The sequence below is a fragment of the Arthrobacter sp. StoSoilB13 genome (assembly GCF_019977255.1).
Classification (GTDB): domain Bacteria; phylum Actinomycetota; class Actinomycetes; order Actinomycetales; family Micrococcaceae; genus Arthrobacter.
Genome location: NZ_AP024647.1, coordinates 554519 through 577048, shown reverse-complemented (window position 1 = coordinate 577048; position 22530 = coordinate 554519). Strand labels below are relative to the sequence as shown.

Here is a 22530-nt window from a genome sequence, read left to right as displayed (position 1 = left end):
TATGAGATCGGTTGCTGAGATCGGTTGCAATAACAGTATGGATGGTGGGAGAGTTTGTCAACGAAACATCAATACGGTCGGGCCGCTCGTGAAGATGACGCCGCCCGGCCAGAGAGAGGCCAGCTATGAATAAGAAACTTCGCACCCTGCAGACCATCCATGAATCAGGAGCCGTCCTCATCGTGCGGCTGGAGAGCGCCGAACTTGCCGAGCAGGTCGCTGAAGCTGCCATCGAAGGAGGCTTCCGGGCCCTGGAAATTACTCTTTCCATTCCGGGGGCCGTTGAAGTGATCCGCCACCTGGCCGCAAAACACGGACCCAGCGGCGTGGCGGTCGGGGCGGGGACAGTGCTTGATGAGCACTCCGCATACGAGTGCATCCGGGCGGGCGCCGAGTTCCTGGTCAGCCCCCAACTGAACCCTGCCATGATCAGGACAGCCAACCGGTACCAAGTGCCAACAATCAGCGGAGCCTACACGCCAACCGAGCTCGTCGAGTCCGCCGAGGCAGGTGCCGACATCCTCAAGCTCTTCCCCACCGAGGCTGGAGGAGTCGCGTACGCGAAAGCAGTGCTGGCACCGCTGGCGCACCTGCCGATCATGCCGGCTGGGGGCGTAACCCTGGACAATGTGGGCGAGTGGTTTGCCGCGGGTGTGGCAGGCGTCGGCGTGGGGAGCTATGTGACCAAGGCATGGCAGCCGGACGGCGACTTTACCCGCGTCAGCGAGGCAGCCCGGGCTTTCCTCGCAGCTGTAGCAGAGGCCCGCCGTTAATGTCTCCCCAGGTCTTCATTGTCATAGGACCGGGCCGGCTCGGGGAAAACGACCATTGCCCAGCAAACGGCAAAGGATCATGAGGCCGCGTATCTGGACAAGGACCGGGTCAGCGGGCGATTTGTCGAATTCGCCCTGGCGGCGACCGGACACGATCCCACCGACCGGGAGTCCAACGACTACTACCGGGACAATTTGCTGCCCCTTGAATACGAGACACTCATGGATGTGGCGGGAGTGAACCTGCGCCTAGGCAGGTCCGTAGTCCTCGACGCCCCTTTTGGGGCCTATTTTGGGGACCCTGACTATTTGACCCGCACGGCAGAAAGCTTCCACTGGCCAACGTCCACGATCACCGTAGTCCGGGTACGGGTGCCTAAAGACGTTCTGCGTACTCGGCTTATCCGCCGCGGACTGGAACGAGACCAGTGGAAACTTGCCCACTGGGATGAATATTGGTCCTTATATGGCCGCTTGGAGTGCGCCTGGTCCGGCGTGGAATACCTGGACTTCAATAACGAGGCACCCCTTCCCGTCGATTGAGCCCCCTGCTCCTAAACGACCGCATGTTGGATACGACGCGAAGCTATGGCAAAACACATTGACAATGATCACATTGCATCCGTATCGTTGACTGCAACCGATCTCAGCAACCGATCTCATTGGAGATTCCGGATGTTGCATATGCTTCTTTCCGCTTCAAAACCAAGCAGCGCCCACCGCGCTGCCCGGCTGCCCGGCGTTGGAATTCCACCGACCGGGCCAACAAAATCTACAGCCGGCTGAAACCCGCACACCGACGTGTCCGGGAACCCGCAATATACCCACAGCACTAAACGTGAAAACATGGAGAGTTCAATGAAGACCTCAAAGGAAGCCGTTGACAGTCCCGGCACTTCGGAGCGACCCGAAGCGTCTGAACATCCTCGTCGCACACTGAACATGGTGGCCGGTACGATCGGCCACTTCGTTGAGTGGTACGACTGGTACATTTATGGACTGCTGGCGGCCGTGTTCTCGTCACAGATTTTCCCCAGCGATTCCCCCTTCGCCTCCCTCATCGCAGCACTGCTCACCTACGCGGTCGGGTTCGTGGTACGCCCGCTCAGCGGAATCATCGTCTCGCCACTGGCCGATCGATTCGGCCGGCGGGTCATTCTTACACTGTCTATCTCCGGAATGGCCCTCGGCTCGCTCATCATTGGCCTCACTCCTTCTTTTGCAACCATCGGTTACGCAGCGCCTGTACTCTTCCTGGTTGCACGCATCCTCCAGGGAATCTCGGCCGGCAGCGAGGGACAGAGCGCCATCGCATTCATGGTTGAACACGCTCCCGCGCGCCGGAGGGGCCTGTTCGGTTCGTTCACCAACATGGCAAGCGGTCTGGCGACCCTCGCGGCAACAGGGGCCGCTGCAATGGTCACATCATCCTTTACACCGGCAGACCTTGCCGCGTGGGGCTGGCGCATCCCCTTCGTCATTGGAGGCATCCTCGGCATCGTAGGCCTCATCCTGCGGTCCCGCGCGGAAGAAACCCCTGAATTTGAAGCAGGGAGCCTTGTCGATCAAAAGTCCGCAGCTGCGCGCCTGATGGACCTGCTTCGCGAACACCCGAAGGCGCTGCTGCAGGCAGCAGCGCTCTCTGCTCCGGCCGTGGCCTACTACACCTGGGCCACGTTCCTCCCCACCTACGCCAAGCTGACCTCCGGCCGGGACCTCGCTTCCACACTGGCCGGCAGTGTTATCGGGCTGGCCTTGCTGGTTATCATCGTGCCGGCATGCGGCGCGATTTCTGACCGTCTCGGCCGACGCAAGATCTTTCCGATCATCGGCGCCATCGGCATGATCGTCCTCTTCTACCCCTTGCTCCTGCTCCTGAACCAGCCGGGCTTCGGCGTTTACGTCCTCGTATCGGCGTCCGGATGGGTTGTTCTCGGTATCTGGCAGTCGGTCTATCCGACCATTCAGGCCGAGCTGTTCCCGGCCTCCGTCCGCGTATCGGGCATCGGCTTCGCACACCAGATCGTGATTGCCGTCTTCGGGGGTACCGCTCCGCTGATTGCGGCCGCATTCGTCGGCGCCGGGCAGCCAATGCTTGTCGCGGTCTACATGATCGTCGTCGTCGCTATCTGCCTCGCGGTCTACTTCACGCTGCCGGAGACCGGAAACCGCGGTGACCGCGCCACCGTGGCGCTTGCCGACCCTGAGGTACTCGAAGGCGAACACCTGGTCTCAAGCACGTCCTCGCGTACCAGCTAGGGCAGGCCTGGCCGTTAGGCGCGCCTGTCCTTTGAAGGCCGGCACAGCCCGACGAGGCATCAGCGGGTGACCCCGATTTACCGGGCCGCCGGCTCGCGCAGCAAATTGCCGGGTGGGATCGAAAGTTACAGTACGTGCTATCTAAAAAGCTCGTTCCACGTTGGCTCAGAACTGAGAGGAACTCTCCAAGTGAACCAAATGATTATCAATACGTTTTCCTACCTGTGGTCATCCACGGCAATTGATGCGATTGCCGAGTTGGTTGAAAACGGGCACAAAACCTTTGAAGTCCCAATTAGCTCTCCACATTGCTGGCCGGAGGAAATCTCCGGCCCCGAGCGGTCCGCGATCTACAGTCGGCTCAATGGCTACGGCGCCGAAATCAGGTCGCTGAATGCCGGTGGATACGACATCAATCTGGCCAGTCCCGGGGCAAATATGCGCCGGAAGAGTATCGAGCATATCAAGTCAGTGATTGAGCTGGCCGAAGCTTGGAAGGTCCCGGAGGTGGTGATCTCCCCCGGGACGCGACGCCCTATGATTTCGCCCTCTCTTGAAAAGACTTACGGGTGGATGTACGAGAGTCTGGAAAGCCTGATTCCGCTGGCCAAACAGGCGGGCACGCGACTCCTCTTCGAAAACACTCCGTATTGCTTCACCCCCACGATCCAGGACCTGGCAGGCGTCGTTAAGACAATCAACGACGACGCCGTCAAGATCGTCTATGACGTCGCCAACGCCGCCTACATAGGTGAAGACCCCGTACAAAGCTTGCTCTCCCATCACGAGCTAATTGGGTTGGTACATATTTCCGATACGGGTACTGACACATGGGGTCATGATCCGATCGGCACGGGAGTGATTGACTGGTACGGACTGGGCAAGGCGGTCAGCGAAACGTGCGGCGTCAACAACGTAGTTCTCGAGATTATTCGCGAAGAAAACCCCGAACAAGAATTCAAGAAGGCGATGCAGGACCTCAAAGATCGGGGCTGGGAACTGGCCAATTAACCCGGATTTGGCGATCGCGACGCCTGCGGGCCCGTAGATCGAATTTAGAAATTCGAAATAGTTCACATTGCGAATCAGGTGGCCGGTAAAATTGGGCAGATCTTGATTCTCAGGCAATAGAAGTATTTCTCAAGTGAACCGATGATAAGGACTACGTTTAATGAGAGCTTTGGTCAGTGGTGGAAGCAGCGGCATAGGAGCATCTGCCTGCCTAAGAATCGCAGAGGCGGCTCTTGCCCGCGGCGTACACCCCATGATCGCAGTCGCAGGACACGAATCGAACGGCAACCAAGACCAGGTGGTGCGTTCGATCCAGTCAATGGGCGGTACCGCGATAGCACTGGCGGGCAACCTCGGCGATCCGGATGTACCAAGTCAATTGGTGGAAGCTGCGGTAGCGGAGTTTGGTGGGTTGGACGCCCTGGTAGCGAATGCCGGGATCGCAAATCCTGGTGCTATCTGTGACGTGACAATCGAGGACTGGGACGAAATGTTCTCCGTCAACCTTCGCGGACCGTGGCTTCTTGCCAAAGCAAGCCACCCGCATTTGAAGCAGAGCCGCGGATCCGCCTGCTTTACCTCTTCAATGTCTGGCCAGATACCACACGCAGGATCAGGTGCTTATAGCCCCAGTAAGGCCGCGTTGACGATGCTGGCCCAAACTCTCGCGTTGGAATGGGCGCCTGAAGGAATTCGCGTCAATGTGGTCTCGCCCGGAATGACTCACACACGGATGACCGAAAAAATGTACGCCGATCCCCAAATCAAGAAGGCCAGGGAAAACATCATCCCCTTGGCACGAATTGGAGATCCCATGGACATTGCCAACGTGATCGAGTTTCTCGTAAGCCCTCTGGCGGGCTACGTCACCGGGCAAGACATTTGTGTCGACGGTGGCTTCACCAAATCTATTCTTAGCCATATCCCTGGACGACCAAGCTCCAAATCCTGAAGCCTGCACTGCACCTGCAACCCGGAGCAAAGGGCCAGCCCCGCCACCGTCACGTGCTTTGAAAGCACCGTTACGTTGGCGGGGGCCCGACTCACCTGGGCCGCAGCACATCGCTCAACTGTCCATGACAACTACACGAGGAGGCGCCGTGTACATGGCAAAGAACATTTTGGATGGCACGGAATGGACCGCCCCGGAGTTCGCGGTTCTTCTCCCGGAACAACAAAAAGCAGCCCGACAGGAACTGGCATGTCTGTCTTGTGGCGGCCCCGCCGTATTTCGAGCGGGAGCGAAGCGGCGGCCATCGTTCGCCGCCCATCATCAGTATGGCTGCCAGTTGGTTTCGCCAACGTGGAGTGCTTTCAAATACTTGGCAGGCCAGGGATACGCGCTGGACCAAAAGGCCCGAATGTCAATCGGGTGACCCGTCGAAATATGAAGCATGAGGGGCTCGTTCGTGATGAACGGAGTACGGATCATCTTCATGGCTGACAAGTCATGCCGCCTACTCCCCCACCCCTGCGGCAGGGCCCCTCTATGGTGCGCCACGCTCCCACGCAATAACGGGACTATCCCTCGGTACTTGGGTTCCTTCAAGCCAGGCACTCCTGCCTGGGACCCATCGCGCGGCTGACTCTCACTCGGAACTGAATTTCGGGCCTTCGGGTATGATAACTATCAACTCAGGAGTTACATCGGTAGATCAGTTATTGAGTCAACCCCAGAAAGGCGGTGGGACAATGCGCAGCCGAAGCAGCTTTGACGGCATGAAATGCAACGTCGCCCATGCTCTCGAAGCCATCGGTGACGAATGGAGCGTGCTGATCATCCGGGACGCCGTTGTCTGGGGCAAGAGCCGCTACGACGAATTCCTGGAGAGTCTTTCCATTTCGCCTACGGTTTTGTCCAAGAGGCTGGCAACCCTGGTGGACGCGGGCATTTTCGAGCGCTCTCTGTACAACGAAAGGCCTCCCCGATTCGAGTACAAGCTGACGTCCGCTGGCAGGGAACTCGAGGTGCTGATAAAGGTTTTGGATAACTGGGGATACGAACACGCCCGCACGCCCGATGCCGCTGACCCCATCATGGTCTCAGGCTATGCCCAGAACGTCATATCCCGCTGGTTCAGCGAGCCCGTAGCCGTCGGGTCAGGCGCCTCCAGCCGTTAACCGGCATCGGCGACGTTCACGGCGGTCTGGTCTGCACCATGCCGGAGCCGGGGCGTCGGCACCAACTCAGGCAGCATCGGCGCCAGTCGTTTGCTGGCCGGCGCCAGCAGAACGGTCCAACACACGACCAACTCAACGACCCGCGCCACAAAACGGTGCGAGAGCGGGCCGGGCCCCGCACGCGTCGCACCTCCATTGCCAAGTATGTCCACGAACAGCCCCAACCGGGCCTTTTTCAACGAGGCAACCTATGCCCCGCCGAGGACCTTTTCCGTGAGTCAACGTGAGGGGTTGACAGGCGCACTGTGACGGAATAATGTATCTGCCATCACCACTTACTACTGAAAACGTAGCAACCCTCCGAGTAACTATCGAAAATGGAGTAAGTGCGATCCGGAGGCCATCGCGCTTGTTACATTCCCCTTCGCGATTCGGCCGCGGTTGGCCTTCACGCCATGTTCCCGGCGATTGTTGATTCGATTCGCTGGAAGTTCCACTTCGAACGCTGTTCAAGCCCCAGCAACTACAAAGGAAAAGTTTTATGCCCATATTTCACGCGTATATTCCAGCTCAAAAATTCTCAAGCGAGGAGAAGCGCGCTCTTGCCGATGCCTTGAATCTTGCGCTTCATGAAGCGATGGAAACGCCCATGGATGATCGTTTTGTCGTCATCAGCGAGCATGGCGTGGATGAGCTCTTCATCCACCCAACATTCCCGGCCCAAAAAAGGTCCGACCGGCGCCTGATCGTGACCGTAACCTTCGGTGACAGCAGGACTATCGAGCAGAAGCGCAGGCTCGCCGAGTTGGTCACCCGCTACGCAGTGGAACGCGTGGGCGTCGACCAGGACGATGTAACTCTGCTTATGCATGCCATTCCGCTGGAGAACATGAGCTTCGGCGGCGGCAATCTGGTTTCCGACATCGACCTTTCGATGCCCTGGGTGGAAAGGTAGGAAAGTTCGCGGATGGGATGCTGAATCCAATCGTTGACAGCCACGCTGCCACGGAATAGTGTTGCACGCATCACCATCGACTACTGAAAACGTAGTGACTTCCGAAGTAACTACCGAGAATGTAGTCATTGCGGGCTGTCGGGCATTGCCCCTGCATTCCCAATCTGAAAGGAAAGGCATGTCCTCTCTGTACCTTGCTACCCCTGTGCGCTCTGTCGACGTTGACGGCACTGGGCTGGCATACCGCGAATTCGGAGACCAAGCCGGCGTTCCGCTGGTTTTGTTCAGCCGGTTCCGCGGAAGCATCGACGACTGGGATCCCACTGTCATCGAACTGCTCTCCCAGCATCGCCGCGTGGTCACCTTCGACAACGCCGGCGTGGGCTTCAGTGACGGTGAGGTTGGGGCCAACATTACCGAGATGGCCAAGACTGCCATCGAGTTCATCAAGTCCCTTGGTGTTGAGAAGGCGGACCTGCTTGGCTTCTCGATGGGCGGGTACATCGCCCAGCGCATCGCCCTGACCGAGCCGGAGCTGGTCCGGAACATCATCCTCGTAGGCACGGGTCCTGGTGGCGGCGAAGGAGCCACCTACCCCGGGCCGGAGGTTGAACACTGGGTGAATGCAGCACGAGACCCGGAACTCACCTTCCAGGCATTGTGGTTCAACGGTAAATGGACCGGCAGAGCCGCCACCCGCGCCTACATGGACCGCATTTACACTCCCGAGCGTCCCGGGCGCGCCAATGTAACTGCCGAGGCCGGCGCAAAACAGCGCGCCGCCATCGTTGACTGGTGGGAAGGCAACGGCTCCACCTTGCCGGAGCTGGCGAACATCCAGCACCCGGTCCTGGTCGTCAATGGTTCCAATGACGTCATGGTGCCCACCCCGAACTCCTTCCTAATGGCCCAGCGCATTCCCAATGCCCAGTTGATCATCTACCCCGACTCCGGACACGCCTCACTCTTCCAGTACCCGGAAACCTTCAGCGAACATGTCCTGAAGTTTCTCAGGGACCAGGACAACGGCGGCCTGAAGTGATCCATTCCCCCTTCGAATGTCGGGGAAGAGTTTTGGTCACCGGACACGACGCCGGGTCAGGGACTGGCCAGCGCCAAGGGCTTTGATCCCAGGGCCGGCCCAGCAGAAAGGTCCCCGTCGGACGCATTGGCGAATGCAACGAAGTCATCGGGGCAGCCCTGGCACGTCATCCGAAACCCCTTTCTATCATTTCTCCTCTAATTAGACAGGACTGGAATTCAATGGAGACTTCCACAACACCTACGACATCCAGTGGCAATGGATACTCAGCCATCGCGAGCGGCCATCACGCCGCTCTATTCCCTCAACGACAACAGGAACTCTCCGAGCCCATGCCCTCAATGCACCAGGGGGCCACTGCGCCCGGCAGCCCCTTTGAACTCCGCGGCAAGCGCGCCGTGATCACGGGGGCAACTTCCGGCATGGGACTTGCTGTCGCTCGAGCCTTTGCACTGCACGGGGCAGACACCATCATCTCGAGCTTCGACGCGGACGATGTTAGTAGCACAGTCGAGATGCTGGCCAGCGACGGTATCGAGGTTTCGGGCACAACATGCGACCTCTCGAGTTCGGATAACGTGCGCTCGTTCCCAGCGGCCGTCACCGACGAATTCGGGCCCATCGACATCCTGATTGCGCATGCCACGCCATTTGCGCCAATGGGCCCGATCGAACAGACTACCCGCGAGGAACTCGACCGCCTCTTCAACGGGGTCCTCAACAACTTCGAGCTGATGCGCGGCTTCCTGCCGATGATGTCGAAGAACGGTGGCGGGTCCATAGTCGCAACTTCAAGCATTGCCTCAGTTCGCGCCAGCATTTCGCTTGGCGCGTACGGCGCAGGCAAGGCAGCCACGGACGCCTTCGTTCGAAGCATCGCGGCGGAATGGGGCAGCCGCGGCATCCGAATCAACAGCATTGCTCCCTCGATCGTGCGCACACCATTCGCCGCTCCCGTCTGGGACGACGACCAACGCGGCGACGCAGCCGCGCGCAAGACGGCCCTCGGGCGCATCGCAGAACCGGAAGAGGTGGTGGGTGCTGTCCTGCTGTTCGCCTCGCCGGCCGGCTCCTACATCACCGGTCAAACACTCGTGATCGACGGCGGTCGTTCGATTCTCTAAGAGATCCGCAGTGCATGTCACCTACGAATTAGACGTTCCCTCACACTCATCTACCGGGTCAATGCTGATCCCAAGAAAGGCCGATCGTGGCTACTTCTGACAAAACCTCGCCGATCGTGGCGACCACTGATACGACCTCCGCGAAAACGACCATCCAGGGTTTCCTCGACTCGCAACCCGTAGGAAGAAGACGCTGGTCCATCGTGGTCCTTGCGTTCCTGGTGATCACCCTCGACGGCATCGATGTCCAGGCGTGGAGTTTCGTCTTTCCGCAGATCGTGGCCAAATGGGGGACGCCCCTTGCCGCGATTACCGCAGTGGTTACTCTCGGTGTAGTGGGTATGGCCGTTGGCGCCATACTCGGTGGCCCCCTCGCCGACCGCTTCGGACGACGGACAATCATCTTGGTGGGGACCGCGTGGTTCACAGTCTTCACGCTTCTCGGTGCCGCTTCGCAAACTGTTGAGATGGTTGGCGCCACCCGCTTGTTGGCGTGTCTTGGCCTCGGCGCCGTCCTGCCTACAATCGTCACTCTCGTAGCCGAGTTTATGCCGGCGGCGCGACGTTCCACTCTCATTACCATCGCCTTCTCCGGATTCACTTTCGGTGTAATCTTGTGCGGCTACTTGGCAGCAGCAATCGTTCCGACCCTCGGATGGCAGGCGCTCCTGGTCACTGCAGGGATACTCTCGCTCGCGATCATCCCCTTGCTCGCGTGGAAAATCCCGGAGTCGGTTACCTTCCTGGCGCTCAAGGAACGCTCCCCCGAGATGGTCAAGCACACTCTCCAGGCAATTTCGCCATCGGCTGACGTTGAGAACATCAACCTCGGCATCGATCGCGCCGAGCCTGTACGGGAGGGCGGCGTCCGAGTCGTGCTGTCCAAGCAGTTCCTGGCCTCGAGCATCCTGCTATGGGTCTGCTACTTTATTGGGCTTTCGGTCACGTACCTCCTCGTCAACTACTTGCCCCTCATCATCAATGCCTACGGGCTGACCGCTGCAGATGCCGGCGTGATCGTCGCAATGTACGGTTGGGGCGGCACGGTGGGCTCGCTGCTCGTCGGTTTCGCCATGGGCAAGCTCGGCAGTTTCCGGGTGCTCGGTGTCATGTTTAGCCTCGGTTCCCTCTCAATCTGGGCTGTCGCGGCGTTCACACTCGGGTTATCCGGCCTCTTGGTGGCCGCCTTCGCCTGGGGACTGTTTCTCCCCGCAACGAACACGGGCGTCAACGCGCTTGCCGCGCTTGTCTACCCAACAAGGGCCCGAGGTACGGGAGTCTCGTGGATGCACGGATTCGGTCGCGTCGGCACCATTGTCAGCGGCATTGTCGGCGGCGTCATGCTCTCCCTCGGCTGGAGCACCGGGCAGATCTTCTTTGCAATCGGCTTCCCGCTCCTCATAGGAACGATCGCAATGATCCTGCTCGGGGTCGCGTCACGTCGCCGGGAGGCGCGCGCGCTGGCCGACAACACCCTCAACTAAATCCCGCCGACAAGGAAGCTACACCATGAACGAGACAACCGATCGCTTCCGCCTTGACGGCGACGTCGTCGTCGTCACAGGCGGCGGGAGCGGCATTGGAAAAACCTTGGCCGCGGCATACGCCGATGTGGGCGCGACCGTCATCATCACCGATGCCAACGAGGAGGCCGCCGAATTGGCCGCCGCGGAAGTTGGTCATGGCGCAACTGCGGTCGCTATCGATGTCACTAACGAGGCATCCGTAACCGACGGTTTCGCGCGGATCGCCGACGAGCACGGCAAACTCGACGTGCTCTTCAACAACGCCGGCGTCAACCGGCGTGTGAAGACCACTGAGCTCAGCATGGCGGACTGGCAGTTGGTGATCGCGGTGAACATGACTGGATCGATGCTTGCCGCCCGGGCCGCGGCCGCAATTATGTTCACTGGCGGAGGTGGCAGGATCGTCAATACTGCCTCGGCACTGGGGCTGTCCGGCGGGTGGTACCCGAACCTGGCTTACCAGGCCACCAAGGGTGCTGTCGTCAACATGACGCGATCGCTGGCAGTTGAATGGGGGCCGCAGAACATCCGCGTCAATGCGGTTGCACCGTCCCTGGTACGCACACCGTTCATCAAAGCAATAACGGATCAACCGGATCAGGTGAAGTTCTTCGAGGGGCTCTCTCCGCTCGGGCGCATCGGTGACGTGGAGGACCTGATCGGGCCGGTGATTTTCCTGTCATCGCGTTCCTCCGATTTTGTAACCGGACACATCCTGCTCGTCGACGGCGGCCTAATGGCCTCCTAGTGCTGATGGTCTTGCGCGAGGAAACCTATTCCCTGACCATCGGCGGTCGAACGATACATGTAGAGCACCGGCACGATGGGTTCCCCCGATTTAGTAACTGCACTGACAATGACAAAGGAGTCAGCCATGTCCAATGATCAGCACCAAACGCCGCGATCGCAAACCCAGGGCAAATTCACGATCGAACGGGTCGGCTTCCGTGCCGACGGCGACGTTGAGCTTCGGGGCAATCTCTACATCCCCACGACAGGTGATGGCCCACACCCGGCACTGACACTTTCCATGGGGTACGGAGGAGTCAAGGAACAGGGCGCACTCCCCTATGCCGAAGCCTTCGCCAGCGCCGGCTTCGTCGTGCTCTTCCACGACCACCGCGGCTTCGGAGAAAGCGATGGAACACCGCGCCAGGACATCAACCCCTGGCAGCAAATCGAAGACTGGCGCAGGGCCATCACCTACCTTGAGTCCCGCCCTGAAGTGGATCCGGATCGGATCGGCCTATGGGGCTCGAGCTACTCGGGAGGCCACGCACTCGTCCTGGGCGCTACCGAACCCCGGTTGAAGGCGATCGTCTCGCAAGTGCCCACCATCAGCGGCTATCAGCAAGGACTCCGGCGGGTCAGCCCGGAAAAACTGGCAGCATTGCAGGCCTCGTTCGCGGCCGATGACCGTGCACAACTCGCCGGTGAGGAACCGCACCGTATCGCCCTGGTCTCTGACGGGTCCGTCCCTGCCAGCTACACCGATCCGGAAGCCGTATCGTTCTACCTGCAACCCATCCCCGACGGGCTCTGGGAGAACAACGTCACCATACGCTCAACACGGGCGGCGCGGGCCCTACGAACCCGGGATCTTCATCGGACGCATCTCACCGACGCCTCTGCTGATGATCGTCGGGGACAGCGACACGGTGACACCAACGGATCTGGCACTGGAGGCCTACCAGCGCGCCCTCGAACCCAAAGAGCTGCTGGTCTTCCCCGGGGGACACTTTGACGCCTACCTCGGCGAATTCGAAGCGACCTCCGGTGCAGCCCTGCAATGGTTCACCAAGCACCTCATGCCGGAACAGTAGTGTAGGGAGAAACATCTGACCATGACTGACGGATCCGGACGCTACATGGCTTGGCCCGCTACCACCCGCTACGGGCTCTCTGTCGCGCCCGGAACCCTCGGTCTCGTTCAGGACTTCCTCAACACCATCACAGAGGGAACCATAGCTCCCCCGACCTGCTCGTCACCTTGGACACCGCCCACTACTTCGAGATGGCACTGCTGCTGCTCATCTGCCACCAAAGTCAACTCGAAGGCGTCCTACGGCGCATGAAGTCATGCAAGAGCGAGACGTGTGACGTCGTCTTCTTCGACCGTTCCAACAACAACAGCGGCGCCTGGCATGACGTCAAGGTCTGCGGAAACCGGGCCAACGTCCGGGCCCACCGGGAACGCTCAGCAGCGGTCTAAAGCCCTCACCGGGCAAGCTTCCCCCTCCCCCCGCATTAGTTGCGCCCATACCTTTGGACCACACCACTACGGCTGAATTCCAACACGTCCGCGCCGGCCACTGGGGCATCAATCGGTGCGCTGAACTCCCTTTCCGTGACAGTCCAAGCTGTGTAGCCTTGCGATTTTTCGAAGAGAACGCGAGGTTCCACACCATCGCCAAGCATCCATAGCATGTCAGCCTTTGGTGTTACTGCCTCTACTTTTCCAATCCGGCTATACCGGCTCCCTCTCCGTACACAAATGGTGCGCCCGGCCAGATGAGTCCAGTCATCAATACGTCGACCCGTCATATCAGCGACTCCATGGTTGGTAGGGCTATCTTGATGAAGCCAGTGAGTTCCTGGCCGCTCGAAGTGGTGCAACATCAAATTTCGAACCACCATCCAATCCACGCTGCCGAGCCGAGGAGAGGACCCTCTGGCATCATCTCTTCGTGCACAGATGCAGACGGGAGCGTAAGATTCTCCAGCCCGCGTTCGGTATACATAGTTGGTTGAGGATGCTGGTCGGGCAATACAACGCTCGTACAGAGCTCCGCGGGGGCAGTACCGTGATGGCACAATTTTCCGTGCAGATTATTTGACATGGGCGGATCCACTTGGCTTTGCGCGCCATAAAACTGCCTGAGTGATTTGGCCATTGGCATCAGCATCGTAGGGGCCGAGCAACTGTATCTCGGGCGGGATGTGTTCAGTGCATGTCAGTGGGAGTCTTATGACCGTTGGAGTGCTCCCTGTCGGATGATTGATTAGCCGCCGGGACTTCATGGCGGTTCCCTTCTTTCCTGTTGGTGGTGTTGTTCAGCTGTGCAGTCGCGAAAATTGAGCAGGGCAAACCCTTATTCAGCGGCTGAGGAGCAGGGCTTCCCCCTGGCCGCCGCCGCCGCATAAGCCGACAGCGGCCTTGCCGGTGCCGCGCCGTAGGAGTTCGTAGGCGGCGCTGACCACCAGCCGTGCACCGGAAGCGCCGATAGGGTGGCCTAGGGCGATCGCTCCGCCGTTGATGTTGATCCTCTCCATCCCGACGCCAAGCTGTGCGGCAGAATGGAGCGCTACCGAGGCAAAGGCCTCGTTGATCTCCACGAAATCCAGTTCAGCGGCGTTCCAGCCCTCCTTTGCCAGTGCTTTGCCGATTGCACGGGCTGGTTTGTCCGGCAGTGACGTGTCGGGACCGGCTGTCTGCCCGGGGGCACCGAGTACGGCCAGGACCTCAAGTCCATGGTCATTCGCGTAGCGGCGGGTAGTAAGGACGACGGCGGCCGCACCGTCGTTGAGGGGTGAGGCATTACCGGCCGTGATTGTGCCGTTGGGTGAGAAGGCCGGCCGGAGCCGACCCAGCAGTTCTTCGCTGCTGTTCGGGCGTACGCCCTCGTCCATGGTTGCCAGTTCGGTCTGTCCGCCCCGATGGGGCACCTTAACAGGGACGATCTCGGCGTCGAAGAGCCCGGCAGCCTGTGCGGCAGCAGCCCGGCGGTGGGAATCGGCCGCAGTCCTGTCCTGTTCCCCGCGGGTAATCCCGATAGCCTCATTGACGCGGTCCGTCGCCAGGCCCATGGCCTCGTGGTCGAAGGCATCGGTAAGTCCGTCATGAGCCGCCGAGTCGACTAAGGCGGCGTTTCCGTAAAGATGTCCGGCGCGCGAGCCTGCCAGAAGGTGTGGGGCGTTGCTCATCGACTCCTGTCCGCCTGCCACCACTACATCGGCTTCTCCCAACTGCAGCAGGCGGCTCGCCTCGATAATGGCACTCAGGCCGGAGAGGCACACCTTATTGACGGTGGAGGCGTGGGCGGCAAGCGGAATCCCCCCGGCGACGGCCGCCTGGCGGGCAGGGTTTTGTCCCGCCCCGGCCTGGAGGACGTGACCCATGATGACGGCGTCCACCACATCGGGGTGGATTCCAGCCCTGTCCAGAGCCGCCGAGATTGCTTGGCCGCCGAGCTCAGTGGCGGACAGTGATGCAAGCTGTCCCATAAGCCTGCCTTGCGGGGTGCGTGCTGCCCCTACGATCACAACATCTGACGTCTTCTTCATATCTTCTCCTTGGGAAACGCGCAGGCCGGGGTGGAAAGTGGTGCCAACTTTCCGGTCCAGCAGCGGCGTCAGCCCTCCTGCATGGAAGGGATAGTTGGCGCCGAGGATCATGCACAAATCGATCTGCTCCGGTCCGGCCACCACGCCCTCGTCGAGCATGGCTGTGACTTCCTGGGCCAGCGCGGACAGAATCCTGTATTGGACGGCGACGGGATCGACGGACCTCGGCACAGGCAGGAGGTCGACGGCGGCAGGTGAAATCCCGCCTTCGTCGTCCAAATAGCCGGCGCTCCCGGAGGCGACGAGCGCAGCCAGGCTGGTGCTTACTGGGAAGCGCACCGGATAGGCCGCATGCATGGCCTTGCAGATGTGCAACTGCACGGCCGGGCCGATGTATTGCAGCAGTTGCAGTGGAGTCATGGGCAGGCCCAGCGGTTCCAAAGCACCGTCCACGGTGGCGGGATCGGCGCCGTCGTCAATCATCGAGAGCATCTCGCTGAACAGGCGGGTCAGCACACGGTTCACCACGAAGCCGGCCGTATCCGTTACCAGCACGGCGGCTTTGCGTAGACGCCGGGCAAGCTCAAACGCCGTCGCAAGCGAGGAATCGTCTGTGCGAGGTGAGGTGATGATCTCCACCAGCGGCAGCACGGCTACGGGGTTGAAAAAGTGGAAACCGACCAGCCGTTCAGGATGCGCGAGGCCGTGGCCCATAGCTTCAATCGACAATGAGGAGGTGTTGGTCAGCAGCAGAGTGTCCGGCCGCAGCATCGGTTCGAGCTCAGCGAGCACTGCCCGTTTCACCTCTAGTTCTTCAAAAACTGCTTCAATGACGACGTCGCAGTGGGCAAAAGCGGCCTTGTCCGTGCCCCCCGTGATCAGGTCGCGGACGGCATCCGCATCCCTTTCGTGAAGGATCCCCCGGTCCACCAGTTTGCCCAGCTCCGCGCCGATCCGGCCCAAAGCTGAGTCGATGCGCTCCTGGGACAGATCGGTGATGTGTACTGGGATGCGCAACTGCTGGGCGAAGACGAGGGCGAGCTGACTGGCCATGAGTCCGGCACCGATGACGCCAACCGCGCGCACGGACAGCGGCTCGGCGTCCGGCCTGCCCGTGGGCCTCTTGGCCATGGACTTCGTGAGGTGAAAGGCGTAAATGCTTGCTCGCGCCTCATCGGAAAGCAGTAGCTCTCCAAAGGCCCGGATCGTTGCTGCTGTCTGAGCAGCGGCGCCGGCGGTGACATCGGTCGCTGCGATCAGGTCCAAGGCGCGGTAAGGAGCAGGCGCAGCACCATGGAGGCGGGCGTCGAGTTGAGTCAGGACCGCCTCCAGCGCTGTGGAATCAGCGAACCCGGCGGGCTGCCCTTCCTCTTCGGCTGGGCCCGGGCGGCTCGGGGCTCCAGCAGTGCCGGCGAGGATCCCGGCGGCAAAATCCAATGACGCTACCAGGAATCCCTCCTCCGGCAACACCGTATCGACCAAGGCAAGCCCAGCCGCGGCTTTGGCTGACAGGTTCTTGCCAGCGAGCGAATCCGTGACCACCAGCCGGGCCGTCCGGGCGGGTCCGAGTAGCGCTGCTGTTCGCGGTATGCCGCCCCAAGCTGGAACCAGCCCGAGCCGGACCTCGGGAAAGCCAAGGGCCTGAACCGAGTCTGCGACAGTACGGTAGTCGGCGTGGAGGGCCAGTTCGAGCCCGCCGCCCAACGCGATTCCGTTGACGAACGCGAAAGTTGGCACGGGAAGCGCCGCCAGCCTGCCCAGCGCATCGAGGCCCTGGCGCGCCACGTTCTCTGCCTGCTCCAGGGTGGTGGCCTCTGTCATCGACTTCAGATCGGCGCCGGCACAAAATACCGCGCCCTTACCTGTAACGGCGACCGCGTCAACTCCATCCAGTCTTAGTGAAAGCACAGCGGCCTTGAACCTGGCCAGGGATGCCGGGCCCAGGGTCACGGGCCGGTTGCCAGGGTTAGCCAAGGTTAGGACCGCGAAGCGGAAACCGGCGTGGTCCATATAGGTCGTGACGGTCTCGGTGACGGTTTCTGTGGGCTGTGTCATGGGACTAGGAGAAGCTTGGAATGCCGGTGATGGCACGGCCCATGATCAGGGTGTGGATCTCGTCCGTGCCCTCGTAGGTCCGCACACTTTCAAGATTGTTTGCGTGCCGCAGCGGCGAGTATTCGAGCGTGATCCCGTTTCCGCCGAGGATGGTGCGCGCGGAGCGGCAGATCTCAATTGCCTGCCGGACATTGTTGAGCTTCCCGAAGGAGATTTGCTCGGGACGCAGCCGTCCGGAGTCCTTCAGGCGCCCGGTCTGGAGGGCCACCAGTGTCCCCTTTTGGATCTCCAGCACCATGTCCACCAGCTTCTGCTGCGTGAGCTGGAACGCAGCGAGCGGCTTGCCAAACTGGGTCCGCTGGTCGGCATAAGCCAAGACGGTTTGGTACGCATCGCGGGCGGCGCCCATGGCGCCCCACAGGATGCCGTACCGGGCTTCATTGAGGCAGGAGAAGGGGCCCCGGAGACCAGTGACTTCGGGGAGTACGGCAGTGGCGGGCAACTGGACGTTCTCCATGGTGATGTCGCACTGGATTGAGGCCCGCATGGACAGCTTGTCCGGGATCGGGGTGGCCATGAAGCCCTCGGTGTCCGTCGGGACGACGAAGCCGCGGATGCCGTCGTCGGTAGCTGCCCAGACGACGGCCACATCCGCGATGGAGGCAAGGCCTATCCAGCGCTTGGCCCCATTCAGCACCCAGCCGTGCCCAACACGTTCCGCCCGGGTGACCATGCTGGCGGGATCACTGCCCGCAGTTGGTTCGGTGAGGCCGAAGCAGCCGATGAGCTCACCTGCAGCCATGCCTGGGAGCCATTGGCGCTTTTGCTCCTCTGACCCGAACTTGGCTATGGCGCTCATAGCCAGGGAACCCTGCACGGAGACAAAAGTTCGGATGCCTGAATCGCCGGCTTCAAGTTCCATAGCGGCTATTCCGTATTCGACGGCGCTGCGGCCGCCGCAGCCGTAGCCGTTCAGGTGCATGCCGAGCAGGCCCAGGCTTCCCATCTCTTTGACAAGGTCCTGAGGGAAAACCGCGTCCTCGTACCAGGCGTTGATGTTGGGCCGAATGCGGTCATCGACGAACTGGCGGACCTGGCTGCGCAGGTCGAGCTCCTGTTGGCTGAGCAGTGAGTCGATGTCAAGGTAGTCGGTGGCGAGGTCGATCACGGGTGTGCTCCCATTGGCTGGTCGTTGGTGTTCTTGCTGTGGAGTTGTGGGGAATCTGTGACTGGCAGGCTGTTGAGCCAGGCACGGACTTCGTCGGCGTGCTGCCCAAGCCGGGGTGGCCGCCGGCGGTAGGACACTGGGGTGTCGGATAAAGTGATCGGATTGGCGGCCAGGTCTACGCTGTCCTGGCTCACGCCATCTCGGTCGGTGTTGTCGTGGCCGGCTCCAACGCTTACGCGGGGGCTGAGACCAAGTTCGCCGGCCATGGCAAAGGCTTCGGCGATGTTGTTGACCGGCCCGCAGGGAATCCCATGCGCTGACAGCAACCTGTACCAGTGGTCGGCGGTTTCGCCGGTTGTCCGTTCCGTGATGATGCTGTCGAGCTCATCGATGTGGGCGACGCGGGCAGCGTTGGTAGCGAAACGTGGATCGTTTGCTGCCTGTGGAACGCCAAGTGCGGTGCAGAGCTGGGTGAACTGCCGGTCGTTGCCAACAGCGATGACCACTGACCTGTCCGAAGCGGGAAACAGCTGGTACGGCGCGATCGACGGGTGCCGGTTGCCCAGGATGCCCGGAACCGAGCCCGCGGCGGTGTAGCCCACGCTCTGGTTGACCATGCTGGACAGCAAAGTGCCTAGCAGATTCACCTCAACAAGCTGGCCCCGTCCTGTTGTCTCCCGCGCCCGCAGGGCGGCCAGCACACCGATCGCGGCATGGAGCCCCGTCAGCACGTCGACCAGGGCGACGCCGGCCTTGACCGGCTCACCAGGTGCGGGCCCTGTGACGCTCATCAATCCTCCGACGGCCTGCACCAGCAGGTCGTAGCCCGGCAGGTCCGCCGCGGCGTCGTGGGAGCCGAACCCTGTGATGGAGCAGTACACCAGCCGTGGGTTGATCTCTGCCATCTGGTGGTAGGACAGCCCGTACCTTGCCATCGTGCCCGGCCGGAAGTTTTCGATCAGTACGTCGGCGCGCCGAATCAGTTCGACCAGGTCCTCATGGTCGGCCGCCGCTGACATGTCTGCGGTAAAGGAGCGCTTGTTGCGGTTGACCGACAGGAAGTACGTCGCCTCATGATCATCGGTAAACGGCGGACCCCAGTGCCGGGTATCGTCACCCGAACCGGGACGCTCGATCTTTATGACGTCGGCGCCAAGGTCACCGAACAGCATCGTCGCGTACGGCGCCGCCAGCACCCTGCTGAAATCTGCGACGATGATCCCCGCCAGCGCGCCGGCAGGCGGGCGTTGCGGACCGGTGTCAATCATTGGAACTCCTTAGTTGGTGATCAGCGGGGTGATCAATGACTGGCTGCGCGGACCGCGTTGTTGAAGAGCGGCGTCCGGACGATCAGCATGATGGCGGCGGCCGCCAGCGGCAACACGGTCACCTGCAGCAGGCCGGCCCCTTGCCAACCGACGCTTGGCACCAGCGCAGCGAACAGCAAGCCGGAAAAGGCTGCCGATCCGTAGTAGCAGGTGACGAAGAGACCGGCGGCACGCCCCACCTGGTGCGGACGGACTGCCCGCTGGATGGCGCTGTTCATGTTGGGGAAGAAGACGCCAGTACCGAACACCCCCATGAGGCAGGCGAAGACGCACTGCCAAGCGAACGGTGCCTTGAGCTGGTAGATCAGCACGCCGAGCACCGCCATGACAGCCAGGGAAACGATCAGCAGGGTCCGCTGGTTGATCCGGTCCCCGATCCAGCCCCCGAGCAGACCGGCGAGGCCGCCCAGACCCACGAAACTCAGTGCCACGGCGGACTCTCCGGTGGAAATGCCCAGTTGAGTGGTCAGGAATGTGGGGTACAGGCCCAGGAATCCATAGAGCGCGATGGAGCCGCAGCCGGCGGCAGCCGCGATCGCCAAGGAGTTGCGGTTGTACGCCCTGTCCGGCATGTAGTCATAGGATCCTTCGACGCCGGTCAGGCTGATGGCCCGCTCGGTGAACTTGCGGCTGACGGTGAACGCGACCACCACTGCGAGCAGCAGACCGAGTGCCCCGAAGATCGTAAAGGGCGCACGCCACGTTCCGAACTGGCCGGCGAACATGATGCCGAGGGCGGGCCCCGAAGGTTGCACCCAGGCCGAATGCGAAGCCCAATATACCCAGGGCGAGGCCCCGCCGGAGGTGGAAGAACGACCCGACCGCGGCGAACAGAGCTGCGGCCTGCATGCCCTCACCCAGCCCGGAGATGACCCGGTACACGGCCATGTCGCCCCACGAAGCGGCAAGCGGTGTGGCCAGCGTGCCCAGGGAGTAGATCGCAATGCTGACTATCAGGACGGTTTTGCGCGAGAAGCGCTCCACCAGGAACCCCGCAGGGATGCCTGCAATAGCCATCCCCAAGGTGAAGATAGTGGCCAGCAGTCCGCCGGCCTGCAGGCTGAACCCGTACTCAGTGCTGATAGTGCCCAGCAAGGGAAAGAAGACCTGCCTGTCCATCGCGTTGAGCATAAATGTGATGGCCAGTACCGCGAGCGACACACCAGCAACCACCTTGGTGGGCATGCCCTCGGGATTGTCCTTGACCCGTGATGGTGCAGGGCTGGACGGAACCGCATCCATGGAAATAGCGTCCATGGGTTCCGGGTATGTGGGCACGGCGGGGTCGGTGGAAGGTCCAGCTGGGGCCGAAGCCTGGCCTGTGCCGAAGGGGGTCGAGTGGGACATCTTTGTCTCCTAGTCGGGAGGATTTCGTTCTCATGTGGATTTGCTGGCCGAATCGGCCAATGATCAACGGAATGACATGAAGTACGGCAGGTGGCCGGATCCTGACCAGGCCCGGAAGTCTCCTCCCCTGGTCAGGTGGGACCCGCCTCGTGCGTCGCAGTGTATAGAAGCTGCCCGTTTCTGCTCGTGCAGTCTGTGCAGATTGGATGCGACGAGATGTGGAACTTGTGCTAACGATAGCACACACACTGGCCGAGTCAAGAGCATGCTGGTACTTCTGATCACAAAAGTCATCCGCCTTGACGACTACCGCAGGAGTGCTATCGTTAGCACTAGTAGTCCTCGTCGCTGGCACGATTTGAGCCTTCATGCCAGTACGTTGAAATGGACTGGCGCTCGGGATGGCGCGTCAGTCCAGGCCGCATCAGTACACTGATCCCAGCCCGGTTCCCGATAGCAACCGCTCACCGGCTTCACAGGAGGAACGATGGTCACCACCAAGGATATCGCTGCACACCTGCAGCTGTCGGTCTCCACAGTGGGCCGCGCACTAGCCGATGACGCGCGCATCAGCGACCAGACCAAGGCGCGGGTGCGCCAGGCGGCTTCCGAGCTCGGATACGTAGGCAACCATGCCGCACGAATGATGCGCGGGGCTCCCAGCAACGTGGTAGGGCTGGTCATCCCTGATATCCGAAACAGTTTCTACTTCACGATTGCCCATGAGCTGTCTACGATCATGGCCGGCGAGGACTATCAGCTGATGCTGGCCGAGACTTTCGATGACCGCCTCATTGAGAGGCGCCATCTTCGCGAGCTCTCGGCGAGCCGTGCGGCAGGGGTCGTTATTGCCCCCACCCCAAATCCCCACAGCGATTCGATCAATATGCTGAGCGGAATGCCGCACGTCCAACTACTGCGCAAGCATTCATCTCTGGGCGCCCAGTGGTTCGGCATCAACGACCGTCGTGCGCTCAAGGATGCCACGACGCACCTGCTCGATCTCGGCCACTCCCGGATCGCCTATATCGGAGCGCCCGCCGACCTGCCCACAGGCCGGGAGCGGCTCGAAGGCTACAGCCAGGCCCTGCACGAAAGCAACGTTCCACAACGCTCGCAGCTGGTCGAGCTGGGCCCACCGGCGTCTCCCGAGCACGCCCGGGAGGCCATCCGCCGGCTACTGAACCGACCCAGCCCGCCCACCGCCGTCGTCCTTGGCTCCGTCCTTCACACTGTGGGCGTTCTGGACGGATTACTGGAGATGGGCATCGACGTTCCAACGGAACTGTCCGTGGTGGGCTTCGGCGATCAAAGCGGATTCTCCTGGTGGGGGCCTGGCCTGACTACCGTCAGCCTTCCCATCGGCGATGTGGCCACCTCCTGCGGCCTATGGTTCATCCGCCGGCTCAACAATCCGCCTGCTGGAAATGACCCCTACGAGTCGGCGTCAGTGGGCTGGCTCGTGCAACGGGGCAGCACTGCCCCACCTCCCGCGGCATCGCGCGAGCGCTCCGCCTGAAACCGAATTACCAACCAA

At 61.2% G+C, this 22530-nt stretch carries 19 protein-coding genes and 2 pseudogenes; 14 read left to right on the top strand and 7 right to left on the bottom strand.

Annotated features, from left to right (window positions below; translation table 11 throughout):
- The first annotated feature begins 125 nt into the window (after positions 1 to 125).
- The 6 genes from LDP01_RS02685 (at position 126) to LDP01_RS02660 (ending at position 6164) form a co-directional block, all read left to right on the top strand.
- Positions 126 to 773, top strand: a complete 648-nt coding sequence (locus LDP01_RS02685) for a bifunctional 4-hydroxy-2-oxoglutarate aldolase/2-dehydro-3-deoxy-phosphogluconate aldolase (RefSeq protein ID WP_224090041.1) — start codon at positions 126 to 128, stop codon at positions 771 to 773.
- 54 nt (positions 774 to 827) lie between these two features.
- The gene (locus tag LDP01_RS02680; protein WP_224090988.1) at positions 828 to 1316 is read left to right on the top strand and encodes a P-loop nucleotide/nucleoside kinase family protein; all 489 of its coding nucleotides are present in this window, start codon (positions 828 to 830) and stop codon (positions 1314 to 1316) included.
- A gap of 315 nt (positions 1317 to 1631) precedes the next feature.
- Positions 1632 to 3032 carry an MFS transporter gene (locus LDP01_RS02675; protein ID WP_224090040.1) on the top strand — a complete coding sequence of 467 codons (1401 nt, stop codon included), beginning with the start codon at positions 1632 to 1634 and terminating at the stop codon, positions 3030 to 3032.
- 198 nt (positions 3033 to 3230) lie between these two features.
- Positions 3231 to 4043 carry a sugar phosphate isomerase/epimerase family protein gene (locus LDP01_RS02670; protein ID WP_224090986.1) on the top strand — a complete coding sequence of 271 codons (813 nt, stop codon included), beginning with the start codon at positions 3231 to 3233 and terminating at the stop codon, positions 4041 to 4043.
- Positions 4044 to 4203: 160 nt separating this feature from the next.
- Complete coding sequence (locus LDP01_RS02665; protein WP_224090039.1) at positions 4204 to 4995, top strand: SDR family NAD(P)-dependent oxidoreductase; 792 nt, start codon at positions 4204 to 4206, stop codon at positions 4993 to 4995.
- A gap of 740 nt (positions 4996 to 5735) precedes the next feature.
- Complete coding sequence (locus LDP01_RS02660) at positions 5736 to 6164, top strand: winged helix-turn-helix transcriptional regulator (RefSeq protein ID WP_224090038.1); 429 nt, start codon at positions 5736 to 5738, stop codon at positions 6162 to 6164.
- On the opposite strand, the gene LDP01_RS02655 is transcribed toward LDP01_RS02660, so the two are convergent.
- Positions 6161 to 6403 carry a hypothetical protein gene (locus tag LDP01_RS02655; RefSeq protein ID WP_224090037.1) on the bottom strand — a complete coding sequence of 81 codons (243 nt, stop codon included), beginning with the start codon at positions 6401 to 6403 and terminating at the stop codon, positions 6161 to 6163. The two genes, LDP01_RS02660 and LDP01_RS02655, sit on opposite strands and share 4 nt — an antisense overlap.
- Positions 6404 to 6705: 302 nt before the next feature.
- Between LDP01_RS02655 and LDP01_RS02650 the strand changes: the two genes are divergently transcribed.
- The 7 genes from LDP01_RS02650 (at position 6706) to LDP01_RS02620 (ending at position 13023) form a co-directional block, all read left to right on the top strand.
- Entirely contained in the window at positions 6706 to 7119 is a 414-nt protein-coding gene (locus tag LDP01_RS02650) for a tautomerase family protein (RefSeq protein ID WP_224090036.1), read from the top strand.
- Positions 7120 to 7297: 178 nt separating this feature from the next.
- Positions 7298 to 8161, top strand: a complete 864-nt coding sequence (locus LDP01_RS02645) for an alpha/beta fold hydrolase (protein WP_224090035.1) — start codon at positions 7298 to 7300, stop codon at positions 8159 to 8161.
- A 332-nt stretch (positions 8162 to 8493) separates the two neighbouring features.
- Positions 8494 to 9285: an SDR family NAD(P)-dependent oxidoreductase gene (locus tag LDP01_RS02640; protein ID WP_224090033.1), complete on the top strand. Its 792-nt coding sequence runs from the start codon at positions 8494 to 8496 to the stop codon at positions 9283 to 9285.
- Between the two features lie 86 nt (positions 9286 to 9371).
- A complete protein-coding gene (locus LDP01_RS02635) occupies positions 9372 to 10769 on the top strand; it encodes an MFS transporter (RefSeq protein WP_224090031.1) in 1398 nt (465 codons plus the stop codon).
- 25 nt (positions 10770 to 10794) lie between these two features.
- The gene (locus LDP01_RS02630; protein WP_224090030.1) at positions 10795 to 11559 is read left to right on the top strand and encodes an SDR family NAD(P)-dependent oxidoreductase; all 765 of its coding nucleotides are present in this window, start codon (positions 10795 to 10797) and stop codon (positions 11557 to 11559) included.
- Positions 11560 to 11685: 126 nt separating this feature from the next.
- Positions 11686 to 12555, top strand: coding sequence for an alpha/beta hydrolase (locus LDP01_RS02625; RefSeq protein ID WP_224090028.1), 870 nt, complete (start codon positions 11686 to 11688; stop codon positions 12553 to 12555).
- Between the two features lie 246 nt (positions 12556 to 12801).
- On the top strand, positions 12802 to 13023 hold the full coding sequence (locus tag LDP01_RS02620; RefSeq protein WP_224090026.1) for a CGNR zinc finger domain-containing protein: 222 nt from the start codon (positions 12802 to 12804) through the stop codon (positions 13021 to 13023).
- Positions 13024 to 13907: 884 nt separating this feature from the next.
- Here LDP01_RS02620 and LDP01_RS02615 read toward each other — a convergent pair.
- From LDP01_RS02615 to LDP01_RS23320, 6 genes and pseudogenes are all read right to left on the bottom strand, one after another.
- On the bottom strand, positions 13908 to 15095 hold the full coding sequence (locus LDP01_RS02615; RefSeq protein ID WP_224090985.1) for an acetyl-CoA C-acyltransferase: 1188 nt from the start codon (positions 15093 to 15095) through the stop codon (positions 13908 to 13910).
- Between the two features lie 288 nt (positions 15096 to 15383).
- A pseudogene (locus LDP01_RS02610) lies at positions 15384 to 17105 on the bottom strand (3-hydroxyacyl-CoA dehydrogenase NAD-binding domain-containing protein); the annotation flags it as partial.
- A gap of 49 nt (positions 17106 to 17154) precedes the next feature.
- Positions 17155 to 18315, bottom strand: a complete 1161-nt coding sequence (locus LDP01_RS02605) for an acyl-CoA dehydrogenase family protein (RefSeq protein WP_527249061.1) — start codon at positions 18313 to 18315, stop codon at positions 17155 to 17157.
- A complete protein-coding gene (locus tag LDP01_RS02600) occupies positions 18315 to 19586 on the bottom strand; it encodes a CaiB/BaiF CoA transferase family protein (protein WP_224090024.1) in 1272 nt (423 codons plus the stop codon). The genes LDP01_RS02605 and LDP01_RS02600 overlap by 1 nt, the downstream gene beginning before the upstream one ends.
- A gap of 32 nt (positions 19587 to 19618) precedes the next feature.
- Complete coding sequence (locus tag LDP01_RS23325) at positions 19619 to 20371, bottom strand: MFS transporter (RefSeq protein WP_263433764.1); 753 nt, start codon at positions 20369 to 20371, stop codon at positions 19619 to 19621.
- Positions 20372 to 20396: 25 nt separating this feature from the next.
- Positions 20397 to 20831, bottom strand: a pseudogene (locus tag LDP01_RS23320) (MFS transporter); the annotation flags it as partial.
- Positions 20832 to 21480: 649 nt separating this feature from the next.
- On the opposite strand from LDP01_RS23320, the gene LDP01_RS02590 reads away from it, so the two are divergent.
- A complete protein-coding gene (locus LDP01_RS02590; protein WP_224090023.1) occupies positions 21481 to 22512 on the top strand; it encodes a LacI family DNA-binding transcriptional regulator in 1032 nt (343 codons plus the stop codon).
- Positions 22513 to 22530 lie beyond the last annotated feature (18 nt).